General features: G+C 68.5%; 19 protein-coding genes. 8 read left to right on the forward strand and 11 right to left on the reverse strand.

All coding sequences use genetic code 11. The annotated features are described in order from the left end of the window. Window positions 1-74: 74 nt before the first annotated feature. Window positions 75-1,232 carry an acyl-CoA dehydrogenase family protein gene (locus tag BO996_RS02605; RefSeq protein WP_047217563.1) on the reverse strand — a complete coding sequence of 386 codons (1,158 nt, stop codon included), beginning with the start codon at window positions 1,230-1,232 and terminating at the stop codon, window positions 75-77. A gap of 88 nt (window positions 1,233-1,320) precedes the next feature. Then, window positions 1,321-3,384: an acetoacetate--CoA ligase gene (locus BO996_RS02610; protein ID WP_071953932.1), complete on the reverse strand. Its 2,064-nt coding sequence runs from the start codon at window positions 3,382-3,384 to the stop codon at window positions 1,321-1,323. 194 nt (window positions 3,385-3,578) lie between these two features. Between BO996_RS02610 and BO996_RS02615 the strand changes: the two genes are divergently transcribed. The 3 genes from BO996_RS02615 (at window position 3,579) to BO996_RS02625 (ending at window position 7,212) form a co-directional block, all read left to right on the forward strand. Beyond that, complete coding sequence (locus BO996_RS02615; protein WP_012202026.1) at window positions 3,579-4,886, forward strand: solute carrier family 23 protein; 1,308 nt, start codon at window positions 3,579-3,581, stop codon at window positions 4,884-4,886. A 207-nt stretch (window positions 4,887-5,093) separates the two neighbouring features. Then, window positions 5,094-6,608, forward strand: a complete 1,515-nt coding sequence (locus BO996_RS02620; RefSeq protein WP_012202025.1) for an acetyl-CoA hydrolase/transferase family protein — start codon at window positions 5,094-5,096, stop codon at window positions 6,606-6,608. A gap of 130 nt (window positions 6,609-6,738) precedes the next feature. Next, window positions 6,739-7,212 carry a hotdog fold thioesterase gene (locus BO996_RS02625; RefSeq protein ID WP_012202024.1) on the forward strand — a complete coding sequence of 158 codons (474 nt, stop codon included), beginning with the start codon at window positions 6,739-6,741 and terminating at the stop codon, window positions 7,210-7,212. Here the strand turns inward: BO996_RS02625 and BO996_RS02630 are convergent, their stop codons facing one another. The 6 genes from BO996_RS02630 to BO996_RS02655 all read right to left on the reverse strand — a co-directional run bounded on the left by BO996_RS02630 (window position 7,213) and on the right by BO996_RS02655 (window position 13,593). Next, a complete protein-coding gene (locus BO996_RS02630; RefSeq protein WP_016447319.1) occupies window positions 7,213-7,926 on the reverse strand; it encodes an ABC transporter ATP-binding protein in 714 nt (237 codons plus the stop codon). Continuing rightward, the gene (locus tag BO996_RS02635) at window positions 7,919-8,677 is read right to left on the reverse strand and encodes an ABC transporter ATP-binding protein (RefSeq protein WP_071953933.1); all 759 of its coding nucleotides are present in this window, start codon (window positions 8,675-8,677) and stop codon (window positions 7,919-7,921) included. Before BO996_RS02635 ends, BO996_RS02630 begins: the two co-directional genes overlap by 8 nt. After that, window positions 8,670-9,746 carry a branched-chain amino acid ABC transporter permease gene (locus BO996_RS02640; protein ID WP_071953934.1) on the reverse strand — a complete coding sequence of 359 codons (1,077 nt, stop codon included), beginning with the start codon at window positions 9,744-9,746 and terminating at the stop codon, window positions 8,670-8,672. The genes BO996_RS02635 and BO996_RS02640 overlap by 8 nt, the downstream gene beginning before the upstream one ends. Before the next feature lie 3 nt (window positions 9,747-9,749). Further along, the gene (locus BO996_RS02645; protein ID WP_013799989.1) at window positions 9,750-10,622 is read right to left on the reverse strand and encodes a branched-chain amino acid ABC transporter permease; all 873 of its coding nucleotides are present in this window, start codon (window positions 10,620-10,622) and stop codon (window positions 9,750-9,752) included. Window positions 10,623-10,672: 50 nt separating this feature from the next. After that, on the reverse strand, window positions 10,673-11,836 hold the full coding sequence (locus BO996_RS02650) for an ABC transporter substrate-binding protein (protein ID WP_071953935.1): 1,164 nt from the start codon (window positions 11,834-11,836) through the stop codon (window positions 10,673-10,675). Between the two features lie 164 nt (window positions 11,837-12,000). Next, window positions 12,001-13,593, reverse strand: a complete 1,593-nt coding sequence (locus BO996_RS02655) for a benzoate-CoA ligase family protein (protein ID WP_071953936.1) — start codon at window positions 13,591-13,593, stop codon at window positions 12,001-12,003. A 119-nt stretch (window positions 13,594-13,712) separates the two neighbouring features. Between BO996_RS02655 and BO996_RS02660 the strand changes: the two genes are divergently transcribed. The 4 genes from BO996_RS02660 (at window position 13,713) to boxA (ending at window position 19,373) form a co-directional block, all read left to right on the forward strand. Beyond that, a complete protein-coding gene (locus tag BO996_RS02660; protein ID WP_156897925.1) occupies window positions 13,713-14,681 on the forward strand; it encodes a helix-turn-helix transcriptional regulator in 969 nt (322 codons plus the stop codon). A gap of 194 nt (window positions 14,682-14,875) precedes the next feature. Further along, entirely contained in the window at window positions 14,876-16,537 is a 1,662-nt protein-coding gene (gene boxC, locus BO996_RS02665) for a 2,3-epoxybenzoyl-CoA dihydrolase (RefSeq protein WP_071953937.1), read from the forward strand. A 38-nt stretch (window positions 16,538-16,575) separates the two neighbouring features. Continuing rightward, on the forward strand, window positions 16,576-18,003 hold the full coding sequence (boxB, locus tag BO996_RS02670; protein ID WP_071953938.1) for a benzoyl-CoA 2,3-epoxidase subunit BoxB: 1,428 nt from the start codon (window positions 16,576-16,578) through the stop codon (window positions 18,001-18,003). Window positions 18,004-18,029: 26 nt separating this feature from the next. Further along, window positions 18,030-19,373: a benzoyl-CoA 2,3-epoxidase subunit BoxA gene (gene boxA / locus BO996_RS02675; RefSeq protein WP_071953939.1), complete on the forward strand. Its 1,344-nt coding sequence runs from the start codon at window positions 18,030-18,032 to the stop codon at window positions 19,371-19,373. On the opposite strand, the gene BO996_RS02680 is transcribed toward boxA, so the two are convergent. Both BO996_RS02680 and BO996_RS02685 read right to left on the reverse strand, forming a co-directional pair. Continuing rightward, complete coding sequence (locus BO996_RS02680) at window positions 19,367-20,140, reverse strand: aspartate/glutamate racemase family protein (RefSeq protein ID WP_071957011.1); 774 nt, start codon at window positions 20,138-20,140, stop codon at window positions 19,367-19,369. The two genes, boxA and BO996_RS02680, sit on opposite strands and share 7 nt — an antisense overlap. Window positions 20,141-20,154: 14 nt before the next feature. Further along, on the reverse strand, window positions 20,155-21,036 hold the full coding sequence (locus BO996_RS02685; protein WP_071953940.1) for an amino acid ABC transporter substrate-binding protein: 882 nt from the start codon (window positions 21,034-21,036) through the stop codon (window positions 20,155-20,157). Window positions 21,037-21,258: 222 nt separating this feature from the next. On the opposite strand from BO996_RS02685, the gene BO996_RS02690 reads away from it, so the two are divergent. Continuing rightward, window positions 21,259-22,488, forward strand: a complete 1,230-nt coding sequence (locus BO996_RS02690) for a D-amino acid dehydrogenase (protein WP_071953941.1) — start codon at window positions 21,259-21,261, stop codon at window positions 22,486-22,488. A gap of 12 nt (window positions 22,489-22,500) precedes the next feature. Here the strand turns inward: BO996_RS02690 and BO996_RS02695 are convergent, their stop codons facing one another. Beyond that, window positions 22,501-23,406, reverse strand: a complete 906-nt coding sequence (locus BO996_RS02695; protein WP_012202007.1) for a LysR substrate-binding domain-containing protein — start codon at window positions 23,404-23,406, stop codon at window positions 22,501-22,503. Between the last annotated feature and the right edge of the window lie 37 nt (window positions 23,407-23,443).

Genomic DNA, 23,443 nt, shown 5'->3' on the forward strand with positions numbered 1-23,443 from the left:
ATTCATGACACATGACGCCAGGCCTTGGGCGTTCCGTTTGAAACTGGCGCGCCCCAACTCAAGGGGAACCTTATTCAACGCAGGCCGAGGCCACGCGCGATCATTCCGCGCAGGATGTCGCGCGTGCCGCCGCGCAGCGAGTACGAGGGCGCAACCTCCGTCACGTAGTTGAGGGTGCGCAGCAGCTCCAGCGGAACCTCGGACGCCTCGCGTGCGAACAGGTCGTCGGCGATGGCGGCGGGAATGGACTGCTCCAGCGTCGTGCCCAGCTCCTTGACCAGGGCCGCCTCGACGATGGGGCTTTCGCCGCGCACCAGCTTGTCCTGCACGGCCACCGACATGGCGCGCAGCGGGGCCAGCTCGGTGAACACGCGGCCGGCCAGGCGCAGCGCGCCTTCGCTGCGCTCGCCCGTTGCACGCAGCCAGGCCAGCCATTCGTCGAACAGCACGATGCTGGAGAACAACCGCTCGGGTCCGCTGCGCTCGAAGGCCAGCTCGGCCGTGACCTGCTCCCAGCCCTGGCCTTCCTGGCCGATCAGGGCGTCGGGCGGCAGCTGCACGTTGTCGAAGAAGACTTCGCAGAAATGGCTGTCGCCCGAGAGGTCGGTGATGGGCCGCACGGTCACGCCCGGCAGCGACAGGTCCACGATGACCTGGGACAGCCCCTTGTGCCGGTCACCCGCCTCGCCCGAGGTGCGCACCAGGGCGATCATGTAGTGGCAGTGGTGGGCGTTGGTGGTCCAGATCTTCTGGCCGTTGAGCACGAAGCCCTTGTCATTCGGCACGGCGCGCGTCTTCACGCTGGCCAGGTCCGAGCCCGCGCCGGGCTCGCTCATGCCGATGCAAAAGAAGGCCTCGCCCCGGCAGATGCGCGGCAGGTAGAACTGCTTTTGCGCCTCGGTGCCGTACTTGAGGATCAGCGGGCCGCTCTGGCGATCGGCAATCCAGTGCGAGCCCACGGGCGCGCCGCAGGCCAGGTATTCCTCCACCAGCACGTAGCGCGTGAAGGCGCTGCGCCCGCCGCCGCCGTACTCGCGCGGCAGGGTGACGCCTATCCAGCCCTTTTCGCCCAGTTGTCGGCTCAGTTCGGCGCTGTAGCCGCCCCAGGAGCGCGCACGCACATGGGGCGGCAGGCCGCTTATGGCCTGGGCGAGGAAGGCGCGAACCTCGGCGCGCAGGGCTTCGTCCTCGGCGGGGATGCGGGTCAGGGCAAGGGAATCAAGCACGCTCATTGCAGGGCTCCATGGTTGGACCCCACTCTAGGCAGCCGGTCTGTCGCAGTCCAATATTAAAAACCGCGCCACTGATACCGTTTGAATATCAGGCAGCCTGCGCCTTGGCATGCTGCGCCGCAAAGCCCACATACCAGTCCAGGCAGCCCGGGTTGGCCATGGCCTCCTTGTTGACCACCTTGTCCAGCGGCTGGCCCAGCATCAGCTTCTTGATGGGCAGCTCCTGCTTCTTGCCGCTGAGCGTGCGCGGGATTTCGGCCACCTGCACGATCTCGTCGGGCACGAAGCGCGGCGACAGGGCCTGGCGGATGGCGCCCTGCAGGCGCGCGCGCAGGGCGTCGTCCAGATCCACGCCCGGGCGCAGCACCACGAACAGCGGCATGTAGCTTTCGCGGCCCAGGTATTCGAGGTCCACGACCATGGAGTCCAGCACTTCGGGCAGGGCCTCGACGGCGCTGTAGATCTCGCTGGTGCCCATGCGCAGGCCGTGGCGGTTGATGGTGGCGTCGCTACGGCCGTAGATGATGCAGCCGCCCTCCGGGAGGATGCGTATCCAGTCGCCGTGGCGCCAGACCGGGCCCATGGCGGCGGGGCCGTCGCCGCCGCCGGGCGCGCGGCCATGGCCGGCCGGGTACATGTCGAAGTAGCTGGACAGGTAGCGCTTGCCGTCCGCATCGCCCCACAGGTACAGCGGCATGGAGGGGATGGGCTGGGTGCAGACCAGCTCGCCCACCTCGTCGATGACGGGCTGGCCCTGCTCGTTCCACGCCTCCACGGCCGCACCCAGCTGGCGGCACTGCATGATGCCCGGCTGCTGCGGCAGTTCGCGGTGGCCGCCGATGAAGGCGCCCGCAAAGTCGGTTCCGCCTGAGATGTTGTTCCACCAGATATCAGGCCGCCCCATGCCTGCGAACTGCGCCGTGCCCCAGCTTTGCACCTCGGGCGACAGCGGCGAGCCCGTGGTGCCCAGGCTGCGGATGCGCGACAGGTCGCCGCACTGCGCCAGCTCCACGCCGGCCTTCATGCAGTTGGCGTAGAAGGCCGCGCCCGAGCCGAAGCTGGTCACGCCGGTCTCGGCCGCGAAGCGCCACAGCACGCCCCAGTCGGGCCTGTCCTTGCTGCCGCCGGGGCTGCCGTCGAAGATCACGCAGGTGGTGCCGCCCAGCAGGCCCGAGACCTGGGCATTCCACATCACCCAGCCCGTGGAGCTGTACCAGTGGTAGCGCTCGCCCCAGCTGTTGGGGTGGTAGCTGCAGCCCACGTCGTTGTGCAGGGCCTTGAGCTGCAGGGCCACCAGCACCATGCCGCCATGGCCGTGGACGATGGGCTTGGGCAGGCCGGTGGTGCCGCTGGAGTAGACGATCCACAGCGGGTGGTCGAAGGGCAGCCATTCGGGCTCGAAGGCCGCCGTGGCCGCATCGTCGCGGGCCGTGACCTGCACGTAGTCGGCGGCATCGGCCAGGCTGGCCTGCAGATCCAGGTTGGGCACAAGGACCACATGCTCCACGCTGGGCAGGCCTGCGCGCAGCTCCGCCAGCACGGCCATGCGGTCGATATCGCGCCCGGCGTAGTGCACGCCATCGACGGCGATCAGCGCCTTGGGCGCGATCTGGCGAAAGCGGTCCAGCACCGCGTTGGTGCCCATGTCGGGCGCGCAGATGCTCCAGACGGCGCCCAGGCTGGCCGTGGCCAGCAGGGCGACCATGGCCTCGGGGATGTTGGGCAGGTAAGCGGCCACGCGGTCGCCGCGGCCCACGCCCTGGGCTTTCAGGTGCAGGGCCAGGGCGGCGACCTGGCGGCGCAGGTCGGGCCAGGACAGTTCGCGGTGGCGGCCCGTCTCGTTGCGGCTGACCACGGCGGGCATGCCGGCCGCATGGGCGGCACCCACATGGCGCAGCGCCTGGCGCGTGTAGTTGATCTGGGCGCCCGGAAACCACTGGGCGCCGGGCATGGTGTTGCGCTCCAGCACGGCCGTGTGCGGCGTGGGCGACTGCAGCGCGTTGTAGTCCCAGATGCTTTGCCAGAAGGCGTCCAGGTCGGTCACCGACCAGCGCCACAGCGCGTCGTAGCTGTCGAACTGCAGGCCGTGGCGCTCGCGCAGCCAGTCCTGGTACAGGCGGATCTGGGGGATGAAGGCAGGGGTATGGCTCATGACCGGCCACGGTACGCGCGCGCTGCCCGCGAGCCCAGACGGGAAAGCCACTAGCCTGGCACCTGGGCGACAAAGTCTGCGGGCCGGATCGCGTATCTCCGCACAAACACTGGGAAAAAATTTCCGCTCACCCCACCTGCCAGAAAACAAATGCCTCTAATATCGCGCCAATTTTTTACAAGGAGCGATGCCACATGGGCCTTTTCCAATGGACGGAAAAATCCGCCAACCAGCTGCAACGGGGAGGCGTGATCGGCCCCGATGAGCGCCTGCCCTGGCCCCAGACCGGGCTGATGGGCATACAGCACGTGATCGCCATGTTCGGCTCCACCGTGCTGGCGCCCATCCTCATGGGGTTCGACCCCAACGTGGCCGTGCTCATGAGCGGCATCGGCACGCTGATCTTCTTCCTGATCACGGGCGGCAAGGTGCCCAGCTACCTGGGTTCGTCCTTTGCCTTCATCGGCGTGGTGATCGCAGCCACGGCCTATGGCGGCAAGGGCGCCAACGGCAACATCGGCGTGGCGCTGGGCGGCATCATTGCCTGCGGCGCGGTCTATGCGCTGATCGGCCTGGTGGTGCAGATGGTGGGCACGCGCTGGATCGAGCGCTTCATGCCGCCCGTGGTCACGGGCGCCGTGGTGGCCGTGATCGGGCTGAACCTGGCGGCCATCCCCGTCAAGAACATGGCGGCCAACAACTTCGAGTCGTGGATGCAGGCCCTGACCTTCGTCTGCGTGGGCCTGGTGGCCGTGTTCACGCGCGGCATGGTGCAGCGCCTGCTGATCCTGGTGGGCCTGATCGCCGCCAGCCTGCTGTACGGCCTGTTCACCAATGTGCTGGGCATGGGCAAGCCCGTGGACCTGTCCGGCGTGATCAATGCCGCCTGGTTCGGCCTGCCCCAGTTCCACGCGCCCGTGTTCAGCGGCCCGGCCATGGTGCTCATCGTGCCCGTGGTCATCATCCTGGTGGCCGAGAACCTGGGCCACATCAAGGCCGTGACCGCCATGACCGGCAAGAACCTGGACCAGTACATGGGCCGGGCCTTCATCGGCGACGGCGTGGCCACCATGGTCAGCGGCGCGGCCGGCGGCACCGGCGTGACCACCTATGCCGAGAACATCGGCGTGATGGCCGCCACGCGCATCTACTCGACGGCCGTGTTCTTCGTGGCCGCCGTCCTGGCCGTGCTGCTGGGCTTCTCGCCCAAGTTCGGCGCGCTGATCCAGGCGATCCCGTTGCCCGTGATGGGCGGCGTGTCCATCGTGGTGTTCGGCCTGATCGCCGTGGCCGGCGCCAAGATCTGGGTGGACAACCGCGTGGACTTCTCGCAGAACAAGAACCTGATCGTGGCGGCCATCACCCTGATCCTGGGCACGGGCGACTTCACGCTCAAGTTCGGCGACTTCGCGCTGGGCGGCATCGGGACCGCGACTTTCGGCGCCATCATCCTGTACGCGCTGCTGGATCACGCACGCGACGATCAGCCACTGATTCATTGAATGTGAGCACACGCAAACATTCTTTGAGCCTTTGACTGCGCGGCAGGGCCTTTACGGGGAAACCCGAGGGCCGCTGCCAGCGCTGCTACCATCGGTTTCCGGAGATATACCGCCCTTGCGTTCTTGCATGGGGCGGTTTTTTTTAGGCTTGCAAGCCAGCGCTGCGGCACCCTGCCGGCTGGCGCGAGCCGTCAGCCGGAGCCATAGATGTCCCTCGCAGACCGCGTACGTTTCCCAGAATTCCTTTCGCGCACCATGACGGCCGAGCAGGCCGCCGCCCTGATCCCCCACGGCGTCAACGTCGGCATGAGCGGATTCACGGGCGCGGGCTACCCCAAGGCCCTGCCCCAGGCCATCGCCCAGCACGCCAAGAGCGAACACGCGGCCGGCCGGCCCTACAAAATCAATGTCTGGACCGGCGCCTCCACGGCCGCCGAGATGGACGGCGCCCTGGCCGAGGCCGGCGCACTGGGCCAGCGCCTGCCCTTCAACACCGACCCGACCTGCCGCGCCAGGATCAATGCCGGCGAGATCGACTTCATCGACATGCACCTGTCCCACGTGGCCCAGCATGCGTGGTTCGGCTTCCTGGGCCCCATGAGCGTGGCCGTGGTCGAGGTGCTGGGCGTGACCGAGGACGGACGCCTCATCCCCTCCACCGCCGTGGGCAACAACAAGACCTGGCTGGAGATCGCCGACAAGGTGATCCTGGAGGTCAACACCAAGCCGCCGGCCAAGATGGAAGGCATGCACGACATCTACTACGGCACGGCCATCCCGCCGCGCCGCGTGCCCATTGCCCTGACCCATGCCGATGACCGCATCGGCGAGCCCTACCTGCGCGTGGACCCGGCCAAGGTGGTCGCCGTGGTCGAAACCCACAAGGGCGACCGCGACAACGTCTTCGCCCAGCCCGACGCCAACTCCAACCTGATCGCCGCGTCCATCATCGACTTCCTCGCGCACGAGATGAAGATGGGCCGCCTGCCCAAGGAGATGCTGCCCATCCAGTCGGGCGTGGGCAACGTGGCCAACGCCGTGCTGGCCGGCCTGCTGACGGGTCCATTCGAGAACCTGCTGGGCTTCACCGAGGTGCTGCAGGACGGCATGCTGGACCTGCTGCGCGCAGGCAAGATGAGCCGCGCCTCGGCCACCTCGATCTCGCTGTCCGGCAGCGCCTACAGGGACTTCGAGGAGAACATCGACTTCTACCGCGAGCGCATCATCCTGCGCCCCCAGGAGATCAGCAACCACCCCGAGCTGGTGCGCCGCCTGGGCGTGATCGCCATGAACTCCATGATCGAGGCCGACATCTACGGCAACATCAACTCCACCCACGTCATGGGCACGGGGATGATGAACGGCATCGGCGGCTCGGGCGACTTCGCGCGCAACGGCTACCTGTCCTTCTTCGTCACGCCCTCGGTGGCCAAGGGCGGCAAGATCAGCTGCATCGTGCCCATGTGCTCGCACGTGGACCATACCGAGCACGACACGCAGATCATCGTCACCGAGCAGGGCCTGGCCGACCTGCGCGGCCTGTCGCCGCGCAAGCGCGCCCAGGTCATCATCGACCGCTGCGCCCATCCCGACTTCCGTCCCCAGCTGCAGGACTACTTCGACCGCGCCCAGCGCCAGGGCGCGCTGCACACGCCGCACATCCTGGGCGAAGCGCTGAGCTGGCACCAGCGCTTTGTCGAAACGGGCGACATGCGCGCCTGAGGCGCGCAAGCGCGCCAGCGCGCAGTCTCCTGGGCTACAGGCAGCCATCGGCATGGCTGCCTGGACTGGCGTAGCATGCAAGGACGGCCCCCGGGGCCGTCTTTTTCGTTGCACCCACAGGACTTCTCCCATGCCGATCTGGAAGCGCAGCTTCACCCTTGAAGACATCACCTCGCTGAGCGCCGACACGGCCGTCTCGCACCTGGGCATCGAGTTCACCGAGATCGGTGACGACTTCCTGCGCGGCCGCGTGCACGTGGACCAGCGCACCTGCCAGCCCTACGGCATCCTGCACGGCGGCGTGAACGTGGTGCTGGCCGAGACCCTGGGCTCGGTGGCCGCGGCCTGCTCCATCCCCGAAGGCTGGCGCAGCGTGGGCCTGAACGTCTCGGCCAACCATGTGCGCGCCGCGCGCCAGGGCTGGGTCACGGGCACGGCCCGCCCCGTGCACCTGGGCCAGACCACCCATGTCTGGGCCATCGAACTGCACGACGAAACCGGCCGCCTGACCTGTACCTGCAGCCTGACCATGGCGCTGCTGCCGCCGACCCACGCCCAAAACGTCAAGCTTGCCGCGCAGCCGCCGGTGGCGGCCCAGCCCTGATCAAACCCCCAGCAACTCCGACAGGCGCTCCGGCTGCGCCAGCAGCTCCCGCGAGTCGGCCTGCAGCGCCAGCCGGCCCTTGGCCATGACCACGGCGCGGTCGGTGTGGGCCAGGACCTTTTTGTAGTCGCGGTCCACGATCAGGGTGGAGATGCCGGTGCTGCGGATGGCGGCGATCACGCGCCAGATTTCGGCGACGACCAGGGGGGCCAGGCCTTCGGTGGCTTCGTCGAGGATGAGCAGGCGCGGGTGCGTCATCAGCGCGCGGCCTATGGACAGCATCTGCTGCTCGCCGCCAGAGAGCTGGTCGCCGCCGTTGGCCAGGCGCTCCGCGAGCCGGGGGAAGGTGTCGAGCACGCGCTCCAGCGTCCAGTGGCGCTCCCCCTGCAGGCCGGGGCGGGCGCTCATGACCAGGTTCTCGCGCACGCTGAGGTTGGGGAAGATGCCGCGCCCCTCTGGCACATAGCCAATGCCCAGCCGCGCCATGCGCTCGGGCGGCGCGCCCGTGCAGTCGCGGCCATCGGCGCGCAGGCGGCCACGGCGCGCGGGCACATAGCCCATGAGCGTGCGGATCAGCGTGGTCTTGCCCATGCCGTTGCGCCCCAGCAGGCCCACGGCCTGGCCCGCGCCCAGCGCCAGGCTCACGCCCTGCAGGATGTGGCTGTCGCCGTAGTAGGTATGCAGCTCGTCGATGGCGAACATGGGCTCAGTCATCGTCTTCTCCCAAGTAGGCTGTACGCACGACCGGATCGACACGGATCTGCGCGGGCGTGCCCGTGGCCACCACGCTGCCGTTGACCATCACGGTGATGCGGTCGGCGATGCGGAACACGGCGTCCATGTCGTGCTCGACCAGCAGTACCGCATGGCCGCGCTTGAGCTCCTGCAGCAGGGCCAGCATGCGCTCGGTCTCCTCGGCGCCCATGCCGGCCAGCGGTTCGTCCAGCAGCAGCACGCGCGGGCCGGTGGCCAGGCACATGGCCACTTCAAGCTGGCGCTTGGCGCCGTGGCTCAGCGTGCCGGCCACGGCCTGGGCCTGCCCGGCCAGGCCCGCACGCTCCAGGGCCGCATGGGCCTGGCGCAGGCTGGCCGCGCAGCGCTGTGCGGACAGACCCAGCTGCCAGGGCCTGAGCGCCATCTGCGCCTGGGCCGCGAGCCGGCAGTTCTCCAGCGCCGAGAACTCGGGAAAGATGGTGGTGCGCTGGTAGCTGCGGCCCACGCCGGCACGCGCGCGCCGGGGCTGGGGCATGCGCGTGACGTCCTGGCCCGCGAGCGCGATGCGCCCCGCGCTGGCCGCCAGTTCGCCCGAGAGCATGTTGACCAGGGTGGACTTGCCCGCGCCGTTGGTGCCGATCACGGCATGGACCTCGCCCTCGTGCAGGTCCAGGTCCACGCCGCCCACGGCCGTGAGCCCGCCGAAGCGGCGCGTGAGGCCGCGCACCGAAAGCAGTGCCGCATCAGCCATGTCCGGCCTCCTTGTGGTGGACCTCGTTGTGTACTCCGGCGCGTTGCCGTGCAAGGCCCGCCAGCCCGATCAGCCCCATCAGTCCTTTCGGCAGCAGGGCCACGAGCACGATGATGGCCAGGCCCAGGCTCAGCTGCCAGTGGTCGGCCATGGGGCCGACGATGGCATGCGTGGACAGCACCTCCTTGAGCGCGATGAAGGCCACCGTGCCCAGCACGGCGCCACGCAGCGAGCCCAGGCCGCCGAGGATGACCATCAGCAGCACCTCGCCCGAGTGGTGCCAGGACAGCAGCTCGGGGTTGACCACGGCATCGCGCACCGCCAGCAGAAAGCCCGCCACGCCAGCCAGCATGCCGGCCAGCACGAAGGCCGCGAGCTTGTACCCGTAGGTGGTGAAGCCGGCCGCACGCATGCGCTGTTCGTTGACGCGTATGCCCGCCAGCGCCGCGCCGAAGCGCGACTGGCGCAGCCCGGCCAGGAAGGCATAGACCAGCACCAGGGCGGCCAGCACCACGTAGTACTGCACGCGCGGGATTTCCATGTCGATGGCGCCCAGCGCAGGCCGGGCCATCAGGTAGATGCCATCGCTGCCGCCGCCGATGCCCGTGTCGTGGACCACGAAGTAGGCCATCTGTGCGAAGGCCAGCGTCACCATGATGAAGTAGATGCCGCGCGTGCGCAGGCTCAGCAGGCCCACCAGCAGCGCATAGCCGCCCGAGGCCAGCAGCGCCCAGCCCAGCATGGCCGGCAGGCTGCCGCCCTCGTTGCCTGCGGACAGCACGGCGGCATAGGCGCCCAGGCCCATGAAGGCAGCATGCCCCAGGCTCACCAGGCCCGTTCCGCCCACCAGCAGCTGCAGGCTGAGCGCGAAGATGGCCAGGATCATGGTCTTGACCACCAGGCCCGACAGATAGTCCGACCACCAGGGGCCGGCCAGCGCCAGCAGCGCCACGCAGGCCAGCGGCACGGCGCAGGCCTGCCATCGGCAGGCGCGCCGCGGCATCTCTACGGGCTGCACAGGCTGCACGGCGGCTGCCAGCAGCGCCGGAGAAGGATTGGATACGGCCATTGTTCAGCTCCTTTGCCCCATCAGGCCCTGGGGCCGCCACACCAGCACCACCGCCATCAGCAGGTAGACGCTCATGCCGCTGAGCTCCTGGAAGAACAGCTTGCCGAAGGTATCGACAAAGCCCACCAGCAGCGAGGCCAGCAGCGCGCCCGTGATCGAGCCGATGCCGCCGATCACCACCACCACGAAGCAGATGATGAGCACGTTGCCGCCCATGCCCGGATAGACCGAACTCATGGGAGCGGCGATCATGCCTGCCAGTGCCGCCAGCGCCACGCCGATGGCGAAGACGATGCGGTACAGGCGCTTCACGTCGATGCCCAGGCCGCGCACCATGTCGCGGTTGCTGGCGCCCGCGCGCACCATCATTCCCAGGCGCGTGCGGTTGACCACCCAGTACAGCGCCAGCGCCACCAGCAGGCACACGCCCGAAGCGAACAGCCGGTACCACGGATAGCTCATGAGCCCGCCCAGCGAGAAGCTGCCCGACAGCCAGCCGGGCAGCGGCACGCCATGCACGTCGTTGCCCGCCAGCAGCGAGCGCAGCTCCTCGAACACCAGGATCAGCCCGAAGGTCATCAGCACCTGCTGCAGGTGCTCGCGCTCGTAGAGGTAGCTGAAGAAGGCCCACTCCAGCGCATAGCCCAGCACCACGGTCAGCGCCACGCCGGCCAGCAGCATGGTGATGAAGTGCTGGCCCAGCAGCGGGGACAGCGCAAAGGCCATGTAGGCGCCGATCATGTAGAAGCTGCCATGGGCCAGGTTGATCACGCCCATGATCCCGAAGATCAGCGTCAGGCCCGAGGCCAGCAGGAACAGCAGCAGCCCGTACTGGACGGCGTTCAGGCACTGCACGAGAAAGGTGGCAAGGTCCATGGCGATGTCCGTATGCGTGCGTATTCGTCCGTATGAGTGCGCCCCGCGCCTCACATGCGGCAGCCGCGGCCCGTATCGCCCAGGGCCTTGATGGCCACGCCCATGCGCTGGTTCTCCTTGCCCACGACCTTGCGCAGGTACATGTCCTGCACGGGGTTGTGCGACTTGCTGATGGTGAAGTCACCGCGCGGGCTGGGGATGGTGGCCTTCTCGATGGCCTGGCGGAACTCGGCCTTCTTGGCGATGTCGCCGCCCGCCGCCTTCAGGCCCACGCCCAGCATCTGGGCGGCGTCGTAGCCCTGCACGGCATACACATCGGGCATCAGCTTGTAGGCCTGGGCATAGGCGGAGCGAAAGCGCCGGTCGCGCTCCGTGCCCAACTCGTCGGCGTAGTGCAGCGTGGTCAGCACGCCCTGGGCGGCCTCGCCCTGGGCCTCCAGCGTGCCGTCGGTCAGAAAGCCCGAGCCGTACAGCGGGATGGTCTTGTGCAGGCCGCCCGCGTGGTAGTCCTTGACGAACTTGACGGCGCCCGCGCCCGCGAAGAAGGCAAACACCGCATCGGGCCTGGCCGCCGCGATCTCGGTCAGCAGGGCCTGGAACTCCACGTTGGGAAAGGGCACGGTGAGCTGCTTGCTGACCTTGCCGCCCTCCTTCTCGAAGCCTTCCTTGAAGGCATTGGTCATCTCCTCGCCGGCCGCGTATTTCCAGGTGATGGTCATGGCGGTTTTCTTGCCTTCCTGCCTGGCGGCCACCACGCCCATGGGATAGGAGGACTGCCAGTTGGAGAAGGACGAGCGGAAGATGTTGGGCGCGCACATGGCGCCCGTGACCGCATCGGCGCCCGCATTGGGCACGATGAGCACGGTGCCGCTTTCCTTGGCCGCGCGCGCCATGGCCATGGCCACGCCCGAATGCACGGTGCCCACCAGCACATCGACCTTGTCGCGCTTGATCAGGCGGTTGACGTTGTCCGTGGCCTTGGCCGGATCGGACTCGTCATCGACCTTGAAGAACTCGATCTCGCGCCCGCCCAGCCTGCCGCCCTGCTCGTTCACGAACATGCGAAAGCCGTTCTCTATGGCCGAGCCCAGCGCCGCATAGGTGCCGCTGTAGGGCAGCATGAAGCCGACCTTGATCTTGTCCTGCGCGTATGCGCCGCAGGACAGGGAGGCCGTCAGGGCGAGGGCTGCCCAGTGTTTGCGATCGGTGTTCATGCGTGTCTCCTTGTGGTGGATGGGTCTTGCTTTGCGGGTCTTGCTCACACAATTCATTTCGGTTCTCCATGGCACTGCCACGCCCCTTGAAACTGGCGCGGCCCAAAGCGAGGGACACCGAGGAAGGGCCGCCCCGCACCGAGGGTGTCGTCCCCCTCCCTCGCTCAGCGAGTAGAGAGGGGGAAGCCGCGTAGCGGCTCAGGGGGTGTACTGGCTTCGCGCTCTCGGAGCCTGAAACGCTGGATCTTTCCGGTGGCGGTCTTGGGAAGTTCGTCCACGAATTCGATGAAGCGCGGGTACTTGTAGGCGGCCAGGCGCTGCTTCACGAAGGCCTTGAGTTCGGCCTCGGTGGCGCTGCAGCCGTCCTTGAGCACGACGAAGGACTTGGTCTTGAGCAGGCCGTCGGCGTCGGTCTTGCCGATCACGGCGGCCTCCAGCACGGCCGGGTGCTGCATCAGCGTGGCCTCGACCTCGAAGGGCGAGACATAGATGCCGCTGACCTTGAGCATGTCGTCGCTGCGCCCGGCATAGGTGTAGTAGCCATCGGCGTCGCGCACGTACTTGTCGCCGCTCTTGAGCCAGCCGCCCTGGAAGGTCTCGCGCGTCTTGTCCCGGTTGCCCCAGTACATGAGGGCGGCGCTGGGGCCCTGGATGAACAGGTCGCCCACCTCGCCATCGGCCACGGGGCGGCCGTCCTCGCCGCGCAGCTCCACGCAATAGCCGTCCACGGGCTTGCCCGTGGTGCCGTAGCGGATGTCGCCGGGCCGGTTGGACAGGAAGATGTGCAGCATCTCGGTGGAGCCGATGCCGTCCACGATGTCGGCGCCGAAATGCGCCTTGAAGCGCTGGGCGATCTCGGCCGGCAGCGCCTCGCCGGCCGAGGAGCACATGCGCAGGCTGACCTGCTCGCGCGCGGGCAGCAGCGGCGAGGCCAGCATGCCCGCAAAGCCCGTGGGCGCGCCGAAGAACACCGTGGGCCGGTGCTGCACCCAGCGCGCGAAGGTGGCCTCGGGTGTGGGCCGCTCGGCCATCAGCAGCACGGTGGCGCCCACGCTCAGCGGAAAGCTCAGGGCATTGCCCAGGCCGTAGGCGAAGTAGAGCTTGGCGGCGGAAAAGCAGATGTCGCCCTCGCCCAGGCCCAGCACCGGGCCGCCATAGAGTTCGGCCGTCCAGTACGGATTGGCATGCGTGTGGACCGCGCCCTTGGGCTTGCCCGTGGAGCCCGAGGAATACAGCCAAAAGCCTGGGTCATCGCCCAGCGTGGGCGCCGGTGCGGGCAGCGGCGGCTGCGCCGCCAGCCAGGGCTGCAGGGGCGCAAAGCCTGCGGCGCGCGCCGCCGCTTCGTCGCCGGCCACCCAGACATGGCGCACCTCGTTGGGCGCCCGGTCCAGCGCCTGGCGCAGCAGGGGCAGCAACGCATCGCAGGTCAGCACGGCCTGGGCGCGGCTGTGGCCCAGCATGTAGGCGTAGTCGTCGGCCGTGAGCAAGGTGTTCACCGCCACCGGCACCACGCCCGCATACAGTGCGCCCAGAAAGGCCACGGCCCATTCATGGCGGTCGTGCATGAGCAGCAGCACGCGCTCCTCGCGGTGGATGCCCGCCGCCAGCAGGCCGCTGGCCATGCGCTGCGCCTGCTGCTGCAGCTGGCCGTAGCTCAGCGTGCCGTGGTCGTCGATGTAGGCGATCTTGCCGGGCCGCCCCTCATTGAGCGCGAACAGGTGCGCGGCGAAATTGAAGGGCTGGGTGAAGTCGATCATCGGGGTCTCCTTCGACATCGGGCATCCGGCCCGACTTGTGATCTTCCGCACAACATGCAATATTGTGCGTGCATCAGAAAGATAGTTAGAACACCACCGAGCGTCAAGCACTATATTGCATGGCTGGTATTAACCCCGACTGTTTATCATTCACGCCCTCTTCAAGGAAACTCTATGGACCAGTTCGAGACGGCAGCCCAGTCCGCCGGGGCGGCGGATTCCCTCTCAGAAGCCCCAGGAACCAGGTGCTGCAGGCGCTGGGCGAGCGTGTGCGCAGCCTGCGCTCGCGCCGGGGCATGACGCGGCGCGCCCTGGCGGCGGCGGCCGATGTCTCGGAGCGCCACCTGGCCAACCTCGAATACGGCACGGGCAATGTGTCGGTGCTGGTCCTGCACCATATTGCACAGGCCCTGCAATGCTCCATGGCCGAGCTGCTGGGCGACGTGACCACCACCAGCGCCGAATGGCTGCTGATCCGCGAGCTGCTGGAAGGCCGCAATGAAGAGGATCTGCGCCGCGTGCGCCTGGCCGCAGGCGAGCTGCTGGGCACGGCGCCCAGCGACCGCCAGCGCCACACGCGCATCGCCCTGATCGGACTGCGCGGCGCGGGCAAGTCCACGCTGGGCCGCATGCTGGCCGAGCAGCTGGGCGTGCCCTTCCTCGAACTCAACCAGGAAATCGAGCGCATTGCGGGCTGCAGCGTGCGCGCCATCCACGACCTGTACGGTGCCAACGCCTACCGCCGCTACGAGCGCCGCGCGCTGGAGGAGGCCGTGCAGATCTACAGCGACGTGGTCATCGCCACGCCGGGCGGCATCGTCTCCGACCCGGCCACCTTCAACGAGCTGCTGTCGCACTGCACCACGGTCTGGCTCAAGGCCCAGCCCGAGGAGCACATGGCCCGCGTCGTGGCCCAGGGCGATACCCGCCCCATGGCCGCCAATCCCGAGGCCATGGACGATCTGCGCAGCATCCTCGAAGGCCGCGCCGGCTTCTACGCCAAGGCCGACCACGTGGTGGATACCAGCGGGCAGACGCTGGAGCAGAGCTTCGATCAGTTGAAGGCACTGTTCCTGCCCGCACGCTGAGACGGCGGCAGCAACCCACGGCATCCAGGCCCCAGGCCTGGATTTTTTTCGCCTGTGCTGGCTGGTGTTTACCCTGGATATGGCCAAAACACGCACTATCGTGCGTGTTGCTGCGTGCATTTTTTGGATGAATCTGCATAATTGTGCCTGCACCGTATCTGCGACTGCACTATTTTTCATCCAAGAGGCCGTCCATGCACCCGTCCAGCCCCACTGTCGATTACCGCACCGAGCCCGCCCAGTACCGCCACTGGTCGTTCACCGTCGAGGGCGCCGTCGCCCGCATGCAGCTGAACATCGCCGAGGACGGCGGCATACGGCCCGGCTACAAGCTCAAGCTCAACAGCTACGACCTGGGCGTGGACATCGAGCTGCACGACGCGCTCAACCGCATCCGTTTCGAGCATCCGCAGGTGCGCACCGTCATCGTCACCAGCGGGCGCGACCGCATCTTCTGCTCGGGCGCCAACATCTTCATGCTGGGCGTGTCCAGCCATGCCTGGAAGGTGAACTTCTGCAAGTTCACGAACGAGACGCGCAACGGCATCGAGGACAGTTCGCGCCACTCGGGCCTGAAGTTCCTGGCCGCCGTCAACGGCGCCTGCGCGGGCGGCGGCTACGAGCTGGCCCTGGCCTGCGACGACATCGTGCTGATCGACGACCGCTCCTCCTCCGTCTCCCTGCCCGAGGTGCCGCTGCTGGGCGTGCTGCCCGGCACGGGCGGCCTCACGCGCGTGACCGACAAGCGCCATGTGCGCCATGACCTGGCCGACATCTTCTGCACCAGCGTCGAAGGCGTGCGCGGCCAGCGCGCCGTGGACTGGCGCCTGGTCGATGCCGTGGCCAAGCCCGCGCAGTTCGAGGCCGTGGTGGCCGAGCGCGCGCAGCGCCTGGCCGAGGGCAGCACGCGCCCCGCCAATGCGCAGGGCATCACGCTCACGCGCCTGGAACGCGAGGCCACGGACGACGCGCTGCACTACCGCCATGTCAGCGTGCAGATCGACCGCGCGCGCCGCAGCGCCACGCTGACCGTGAAGGCTCCGCAGGGTTCGCAGCCGGCCACCATCGAAGCCATCGAGCAGGCCGGGGACGCCTGGTGGCCGCTGGCCATGGGCCGCGAGCTGGACGACGCCATCCTGCACCTGCGCACCAACGAGCTGGACGTGGGCACCTGGCTGCTCAAGACCGAGGGCGATGCCGCCGCCGTGCTGGCCGCAGACGCAGCCCTGCTGGCCCACCAGGACCACTGGCTGGCGCGCGAGACGCTGGGCCTGCTGCGCCGCAGCTTTGCGCGGCTGGATGTGTCCTCGCGCACGCTGTTCGCGCTGATCGAGCCCGGCTCCTGCTTCGTGGGCATGCTGGCCGAGCTGGCATTCGCGGCCGACCGCGCCTACATGCTGGTGCTGCCCGATGACACCGAGCGCGCCCCGCGCATCCAGCTGGACGAATTCAATTTCGGCCTGCTGCCCCTGGTCAACGACCAGTCGCGCCTGCAGCGCCGCTTCTACGAGGAAGCCGCACCGCTGGAGGCCGCGCGCGCCGCCACGGGCCGCGCGCTGGACGGCGACCAGGCCCTGGCCCTGGGCCTGGTCACGGCCGCGCCCGACGACATCGACTGGGACGACGAGATCCGCATCGCCATGGAAGAGCGCGCCGCCATGTCGCCCGATGCGCTCACGGGCCTGGAGGCCAACCTGCGCTTTGCCAGCCGCGAGAACATGGTCACGCGCATCTTCGGGCGCCTGTCGGCCTGGCAGAACTGGATCTTCAACCGCCCCAATGCCGTGGGCGACAAGGGCGCTCTCAAGCTCTACGGCACGGGCCAGAAGGCCGGCTTCGACTTCAACCGCGTCTGACCGCAGGCACGCCCCGAAACATCCACGGAGACCCCACCATGAGCGCCATCAACTACAGCGAGAAGATCCCCAACAACGTCAACCTCGGCGAAGACCGCACCCTGCAGCGCGCGCTGGAGAGCTGGCAGCCCAACTTCCTGAACTGGTGGGGCGACGTGGGCCCCGAAGGCTCCACCGACTACGACGTCTACCTGCGCACCGCCATCAGCGTGGACCCCCAGGGCTGGGCCCAGTTCGGCCACGTGAAGATGCGCGACTACCGCTGGGGCATCTTCCTGAACCCTGCCGAGGCCGACCGCAAGGTGCACTTCGGCGACCACGCGGGCGAGAAGGCCTGGCAGGACGTGCCCGGCGAGCACCGCGCCAACCTGCGCCGCATCATCGTCACCCAGGGCGATACCGAGCCCGCCTCGGTGGAGCAGCAGCGCCACCTGGGCCTGACCGCGCCGTCCATGTACGACCTGCGCAACCTGTTCCAGGTCAACGTGGAGGAAGGCCGCCACCTGTGGGCCATGGTCTACCTGCTGCACAAGCACTTCGGCCGCGACGGCCGCGAGGAGGCCGAGGCCCTGCTGGAGCGCCAGTCCGGCGACGAGAACAACCCGCGCATCCTGGGCGCCTTCAACGAGAAGACGCCCGACTGGCTGTCCTTCTTCATGTTCACCTACTTCACCGACCGCGACGGCAAGTTCCAGCTGGCCGCGCTGGCCGAAAGCGCCTTCGACCCGCTGGCGCGCACCACCAAGTTCATGCTGACCGAGGAGGCCCACCACATGTTCGTGGGCGAGTCCGGCGTCTCGCGCGTGCTGCAGCGCACCTGCCAGGTCATGAACGAGCTGCGCACCGACGACGTGGGCCGCCTGCGCGCGGCCGGCGTGATCGACCTGCCCACGCTGCAGCGCTACCTGAACTTCCACTACAGCGTGACCATCGACCTGTTCGGCGCCGACCAGTCCAGCAATGCCGCCACCTTCTACAGCAGCGGCCTCAAGGGCCGCTACGAGGAAGGCAAGCGCGCGGACGACCACCGCCTGCACGACCAGCACTACAAGGTGCTGGAAGTGGTGGACGGTAGGCTGCAGGAAAAGGAAGTACCCATGCTCAACGCGCTCAACGAGGTGCTGCGCGACGACTACATCAAGGACTCCAACGCGGGCGTGGGCCGCTGGAACAAGGTCATGGAAAAGGCCGGCATCGACTTCCGTCTCAGCGTGCCGCACAAGGCCTTCAACCGCCAGATCGGCGCGCTTGCCGGCGTGCGCATGAGCCCCGACGGCCGCGTGGTCAGCGAGCAGGAATGGCGCATGCGCGAGGCCGAATGGCTGCCCACGGACGCCGACCGCGCCTTCGTCGCCTCGCTCATGGGCCGCTGCGTGGAGCCGGGCCAGTTCGCGGGCTGGATCGCGCCGCCGGTCATGGGCATCAACCGCCAGCCCGTGGATTTCGAATACGTGCGCTTCAACTGAAGCGCCGCGCCAGCAGGGAGTCGCCCATGACAGTCGCCTTGGTAGAACACGGCATCCTCACGCAGCACCTGATCGACCCGGAGATCTGCATACGCTGCAACACCTGCGAGGCCACCTGCCCCGTGGGCGCCATCACGCACGATGACCGCAACTACGTGGTCCTGGCCGAGCAGTGCAACGGCTGCATGGACTGCGTCTCGCCCTGCCCCACGGGCGCCATCGACAACTGGCGCAAGGTGCCGCTGGCAAGCGCCTATCCCGTGGCCGAGCAGCTGCTCTGGGACGAGCTGCCCGAGGAGCTGCCGCCTGAGGCGCTGGTCCAGGCACTGGCTCAGGCACGGACCCAGGCACAGGACGCAGCGGACGCGCCCGCCGCCGAGGACCTGAGCCAGGCCCAGGCCGTGATCGCGGCGGCCGCCACGCGCGGTGCGGATGCGGCCCGGCCCGACGACCAGGCCGATACCCAGGTGTTGCGCAGCGCCAGCTACGGCGCCACCGTGCCGCCCTGGTCGGCCGCCCATCCGTACACCAACCTGCATGGCCCCAGGAGCCCCGTCACGGCCACCGTGGTCGGCAACCTCAACTGCACGGAGGCGGGATTCGACAGCGAGACCCACCACATCGTGCTGGACTTCGGCAGCCAGCCGTTCCCCGTGCTCGAAGGCCAGTCCATCGCCGTCATCGCGCCCGGCACCGATGCCCAGGGCCGCCCGCATGTGGCGCGCCAGTACTCGGTGGCCAGTGCGCGCAATGGCGAGCGGCCTGGCTACAACAACCTGGCGCTGACCGTGAAACGCGTCACCCAGGACCACCAGGGCCGCCCCGTGCGCGGCGTGGCCAGCAACTACCTGTGCGACGCACGCATCGGCGACAGGGTCCAGGTCATAGGCCCGTTCGGCCAGTCGTTCCTGATGCCCAACCATCCCCGCTCGCACATCGTGATGATCTGCACGGGCACGGGCAGCGCCCCCATGCGTGCCATGACCGAATGGCGCAGGCGACTGCGCAAGAGCGGCAAATTCGAGGGCGGCAAGCTCATGCTGTTCTTCGGCGCACGCACGCCGCAGGAGCTGCCCTACTTCGGCCCGCTGCAAAGCCTGCCGCGCGACTTCATCGACAACAACCTGGCCTTCTCGCGCGTGGCCGGCCAGCCCCGGCGCTACGTGCAGGACCTGCTGCGCGAACGTGCGGCCGACCTGGCGGGCCTGCTGCGCGACGACAACGCGCACTTCTACGTCTGCGGGCTCAAGAGCATGGAGGAAGGCGTGGTGCTGGCACTGCGCGACGTGGCGCAGCAAGCCGGGCTGGACTGGGAACAGGTCGGTACACGCCTCAAGCGCGAAGGCCGGTTGCACCTCGAGACTTATTGAAGCCGGTGGGTCTCCCGGACCTGTCCATAGGCATCGCCGGCCAGGGCCTGGGCCAGGATCCAGGCCGGGTCCACCAGTTCGGCACCGCGCGCCAGCGGCGACTGCGGCAGGGCCAGCGGGATCTCGGTGCAGCCCATGATCACGGGCACATCGCCATGGCGCTGCAGCAGCGGCGCCAGCACCTCGCCGAAGCAGCGCGCAGCCAGGTCCATGTCGCCCTGCTTGACGCCGTCGTAGATGCCCTGCATCAGCCTCGCGCGGCCTTGCGCATCGGGCTGCAGCGCGGTGATGCCGCACTCGGCCAACGCCGCGTCGTACAGGCCGCTGTCATAGGTGCCCTGCGTGGCCAGCACGATGGCCTGCTGCGCGCCGCCGGCCTGCAGGTGCAGGGCGGCCTGGCGCGCGATGTGCAGCACATGCAGCTGCGGAAACAGCGCCTGCAGCTGCCCATGCCAGGCATGGGCCGTGTTGCAGGCCAGGGCCACGCTGCGCACGCCCAGCGCCGCCATGCGGCCCACGCCCTGCAGCAGGTGCTGGGCCGGCCCCGTGGGCGACTGCGGGTCCGCGCGCAGCGCGGCGCTGCGGTCGGGCATGGGCAGCTGCACCAGCCAGTGCTCGGGATAGGCCTGGTCATGCACGGGCAGGCCCTGCTGCTGCAGGTGCGCCGTGCAGGCCTGCACGAACAGGCGCACGAAATCCGCGCCTGCGGCCGGTCCCATGCCCCCGAGAATGCCCACCGCGCGCGGGGGCTGAAGCTGCTGCTGCATGCTGCGATCCGAAATCAAAAAGCGGGTTTGTCGCTGAGGTCCTGCAGGTTTTTCTGCAATTGCTCGCTCATCGGCAGACCCAGGGCCACGTTCCTCGGGGCAATGGGCTGCATGAACCACTTGTCATACAGCCTGGCGAACGCGCCCGACTTCATCATGTCGCCGATCACGCCATCGACCAGCTGCTTGAACTGGGGGTCGTCCTTGCGCAGCATGCAGGCATAGGGCTCGACCTGCAGCGAGTCGGCCACCACCTCGAAGTCCCCGGGGTTCTTGGCCGTGGGGATCAGGCCGAAGAGCAGGATGTCGTCCATGCCGAAGGCCGCGGCGCGGTCGTTCTCCACCAGCAGAAAGCCGTCCGCATGGTCCTTGGCCATGACGATGTTCATGCCCCAGGCCTTGTCGGCATTGGCCTTGCGCAGCACCTGCAGGTTGGTGGTTCCCGTGGTGATGGCCACGGTCTTGTCCTTGAGGTCGACGTAGTTTTTGATGCCCGAGCTCTTCTTCACCAGCAGCCGCGTGCCCGTGTAGAAATGGTTGATGGCAAAGGCCACCTCCTTGCCGCGCACCGTGTTGTTGGTGGTCGATCCGCATTCCAGGTCGATGGTGCCGTTGGCCAGCAGCGGCATGCGGTTCTGCGAGGTCACGGCCTGCCACTGCACCTTCAGATCGGGCCGGTTCACCGCTTTCTTCACCGCCTCGGCCACGGCCTGGGACATCTCCACCGTCATGCCGATGGGCTTGCCGTTGTCCAGGTAGCTGAAGGGCACGGAGGACTCGCGGTAGGCCAGCGTGATGCGGCCGCTGTCGCGCACCTTGGCCAGCGTGTCGGCATGGGCCGCAGCCAGGCCTCCCAGGGCCAGGGCCGCGCACAGCGCGGTGGTGTGAAGTTGCATGCTTGTCTCCTCGTCTTTGGTGGATGTGCAGCCAGTGTAGGAAGGGCGGCGGCCTTTGCGGAATGACAATATCGGGCCGGTCCATGCCCGCCGGTTATGGGCTGTCGCCCTGCCCTGAGCAGCAGCCCCCGGCCATAACCTGCGTGCATGGCCCGTGTGCCAAATGCCATGGCCCGGCCTGCCGCGCGCGGCCTACAGTGCGGCTGCATGGAGAAACGATCAATGCATGTCTGCATCGTGGGCGCCGGCATCGTCGGCCTGGCAACGGCCTGGGCGCTGCAGCAGGCCGGCCACCGCATCACCGTGCTGGACCGCGCACCGGGCCCCGCCCAGGGCGCCAGCGGCGGCAATGGCGCGCAGCTGAGCTATTCCTACGTGCAGCCGCTGGCCGATCCCGGCATCTGGAAGATGCTGCCCCGCCTGCTGCTGGAAAAGGATTCGCCGCTGGCCTTCCGCCTGCGCGCCGACCCCGCGCAATGGGCCTGGGGACTGCGCTTTCTGGGCTCCTGCAATGCCCATGCCTCGGCCGAAGGCACGCGCGCCCTGCTGGCCCTGGCCGCCGAAAGCCGCCAGGCCTTCGAGTCGCTCCAGGCCGACGAAGCACTGGCCTGCGACCTGCACACGCCGGGCAAGCTGGTGCTCTACCCCACCCAGCAGGCGCTGGATGCCGCCGCGCAGCAGGTGGCACTGCAGGCGGGCCTGGGTGGCGCGCCGCAGCGCATCGTCAACGCCGCCGAAGTGGCGCACATCGAACCCGCGCTCGCCCGCTACGCCCAGCGCATTGCAGGCGCCGTGCACACGCCCAGCGAGGCCGCAGCCGACTGCCGCCTGCTGTGCGAACAACTGGCCGCCCGGCTCACCGCACGCGGCGCCGAACTGCGCTACGGCGTGGAGCTGCAGGGCTTCGAGCGCGAAGGCGACGCCATCACCGGCCTGCGCACCGCCGCAGGCCCGTTGCCGCTGCATGCCGACCACTACGTGCTGGCCAGCGGCTGGGAAAGCGCGGTCCACGCGCGCCAGCTGGGCCTGCGCATTCCCGTCTACCCGCTCAAGGGCTACAGCATCACCGCCGATGCCGCCGCGCAGCTGCCGCACGCCGCGCCCCGGGTCAGCGTCACCGACACCGCACGCAAGGTCGTCTTCGCACGCATCGGCGAACGCCTTCGCGTGGCCGGCATGGTGGAGATCGTGGGCCGGGACACGCGCACCGACCCGCGCCGCATCGCCAGCCTGCGCCGCTCCACGCAGGAGGTCTTCGCCGACCTGCCGCTGGACGGCAACCTCCACCCCTGGACCGGCATGCGACCCGCCACACCCACCGGCTTGCCCCTCACCGGCCGCCAGCGCGGCGGGCCGCGCAACCTGTGGCTGCAGACAGGGCATGGCGCGCTGGGGCTGACGCTGGCGTTCGGGTCGGCGCAGAGGCTGGTGGGGCAGATGGAGGAGGCCTGAAACCCGCAGGCCTCAACCAGCCAGCAACTCGCGCAAGGCCTTGCGCATTTCCTCGGTCATTGCCCGCGCCAGCACCGACCCCGGCCGCTGGGGCAGGCTGAGTGCATTCACACCCACCGTGATGCGCGGCAGCAGGGGAACGACATGGACCTTGCGGCGGTCGGCGGCCAGGGCGGTGCAGCCGTCCATGATGGCGGCGCCCAGGCCGTACTCGGCCATGGACAGGGCCGCGTGGTAGGTCTGCACGGTGACCACGGGCGACAGGCCCACGCCGTGCTCGCGGCAGGCCTGGCCCAGGCGCATGCCCAGCGGGTCGCGTGCATCGAGAGCGACCACAGGCAGCTCGGCCAGGTCCTTGAGCTCCATCCCCTCTTCGCGCACGCGCGAGGGCGGCAGCAGGCCCTTGGGCAGCACGCAGAACATGTCCACCTCGGCCAGCAGTTCATGCTCCAGCGCGGGCTGGCCCACGGAGCTGATGACGAAGCCCACGTCGGCCTCCTGCAGCAGCAGGGCCGAGACCACCTGGGGGGTGTGCAGCGCCTGCACATGGACCTGTACCTGGGGGTGGCGGCGCCGAAAGCCCGCCACGGCGCGCGGCAGCACCTCGCGGCTGAGCGCGAAGACGGTGAGCACGGTGAGCCGGTCCGCGGCCTGACCATGGCGCAGGTTGTCGGCCAGGCGCTGGACCTCGTCGAGCTGCTCGAACAGCTTCTCGATGTGGGGGAACAGCGCCAGCGCCTCATTGGTCGGCGTGAGCCGGCCGCGTGCGCGCTGGAACAGCGCAAAGCCCAGCTGCAGCTCCGCGTGCTGCAGGGTGCGGCTGACGGCCGGCTGGGTGATGTTGATCAGCCGTGCGGCAGCGCTGACGCTGCCGGTCTGCATGACGGCATTGAAGACCTCGATGTGGCGCAGGCGCATGGGCCGTCCTAAACGCGGGATTGGCGCGGGATTAGCG

This window comes from Delftia sp. HK171 (assembly GCF_001886655.1).
Taxonomy (GTDB): Bacteria; Pseudomonadota; Gammaproteobacteria; order Burkholderiales; family Burkholderiaceae_C; genus Comamonas; species Comamonas acidovorans.

Excerpts from the sequence above, each read along its gene's own strand:
- BO996_RS02630 (WP_016447319.1), bottom strand. The coding sequence starts at position 7,926 with ATGACTGAGCCCATGTTCGCCATCGACGAGCTGCATACCTACTACGGC.
- BO996_RS02660 (WP_156897925.1), top strand. The coding sequence starts at position 13,713 with ATGGCTGGTATTAACCCCGACTGTTTATCATTCACGCCCTCTTCAAGG.
- boxC (WP_071953937.1), top strand. The coding sequence starts at position 14,876 with ATGCACCCGTCCAGCCCCACTGTCGATTACCGCACCGAGCCCGCCCAG.
- BO996_RS02680 (WP_071957011.1), bottom strand. The coding sequence starts at position 20,140 with ATGCAGCAGCAGCTTCAGCCCCCGCGCGCGGTGGGCATTCTCGGGGGC.
- BO996_RS02640 (WP_071953934.1), bottom strand. The coding sequence starts at position 9,746 with ATGGCCGTATCCAATCCTTCTCCGGCGCTGCTGGCAGCCGCCGTGCAG.
- BO996_RS02695 (WP_012202007.1), bottom strand. The coding sequence starts at position 23,406 with ATGCGCCTGCGCCACATCGAGGTCTTCAATGCCGTCATGCAGACCGGC.
- BO996_RS02615 (WP_012202026.1), top strand. The coding sequence starts at position 3,579 with ATGGGCCTTTTCCAATGGACGGAAAAATCCGCCAACCAGCTGCAACGG.
- BO996_RS02620 (WP_012202025.1), top strand. The coding sequence starts at position 5,094 with ATGTCCCTCGCAGACCGCGTACGTTTCCCAGAATTCCTTTCGCGCACC.
- BO996_RS02650 (WP_071953935.1), bottom strand. The coding sequence starts at position 11,836 with ATGAACACCGATCGCAAACACTGGGCAGCCCTCGCCCTGACGGCCTCC.
- BO996_RS02690 (WP_071953941.1), top strand. The coding sequence starts at position 21,259 with ATGCATGTCTGCATCGTGGGCGCCGGCATCGTCGGCCTGGCAACGGCC.
- BO996_RS02655 (WP_071953936.1), bottom strand. The coding sequence starts at position 13,593 with ATGATCGACTTCACCCAGCCCTTCAATTTCGCCGCGCACCTGTTCGCG.
- BO996_RS02625 (WP_012202024.1), top strand. The coding sequence starts at position 6,739 with ATGCCGATCTGGAAGCGCAGCTTCACCCTTGAAGACATCACCTCGCTG.
- BO996_RS02605 (WP_047217563.1), bottom strand. The coding sequence starts at position 1,232 with ATGAGCGTGCTTGATTCCCTTGCCCTGACCCGCATCCCCGCCGAGGAC.
- BO996_RS02685 (WP_071953940.1), bottom strand. The coding sequence starts at position 21,036 with ATGCAACTTCACACCACCGCGCTGTGCGCGGCCCTGGCCCTGGGAGGC.
- BO996_RS02610 (WP_071953932.1), bottom strand. The coding sequence starts at position 3,384 with ATGAGCCATACCCCTGCCTTCATCCCCCAGATCCGCCTGTACCAGGAC.
- BO996_RS02635 (WP_071953933.1), bottom strand. The coding sequence starts at position 8,677 with ATGGCTGATGCGGCACTGCTTTCGGTGCGCGGCCTCACGCGCCGCTTC.
- boxB (WP_071953938.1), top strand. The coding sequence starts at position 16,576 with ATGAGCGCCATCAACTACAGCGAGAAGATCCCCAACAACGTCAACCTC.
- BO996_RS02645 (WP_013799989.1), bottom strand. The coding sequence starts at position 10,622 with ATGGACCTTGCCACCTTTCTCGTGCAGTGCCTGAACGCCGTCCAGTAC.
- boxA (WP_071953939.1), top strand. The coding sequence starts at position 18,030 with ATGACAGTCGCCTTGGTAGAACACGGCATCCTCACGCAGCACCTGATC.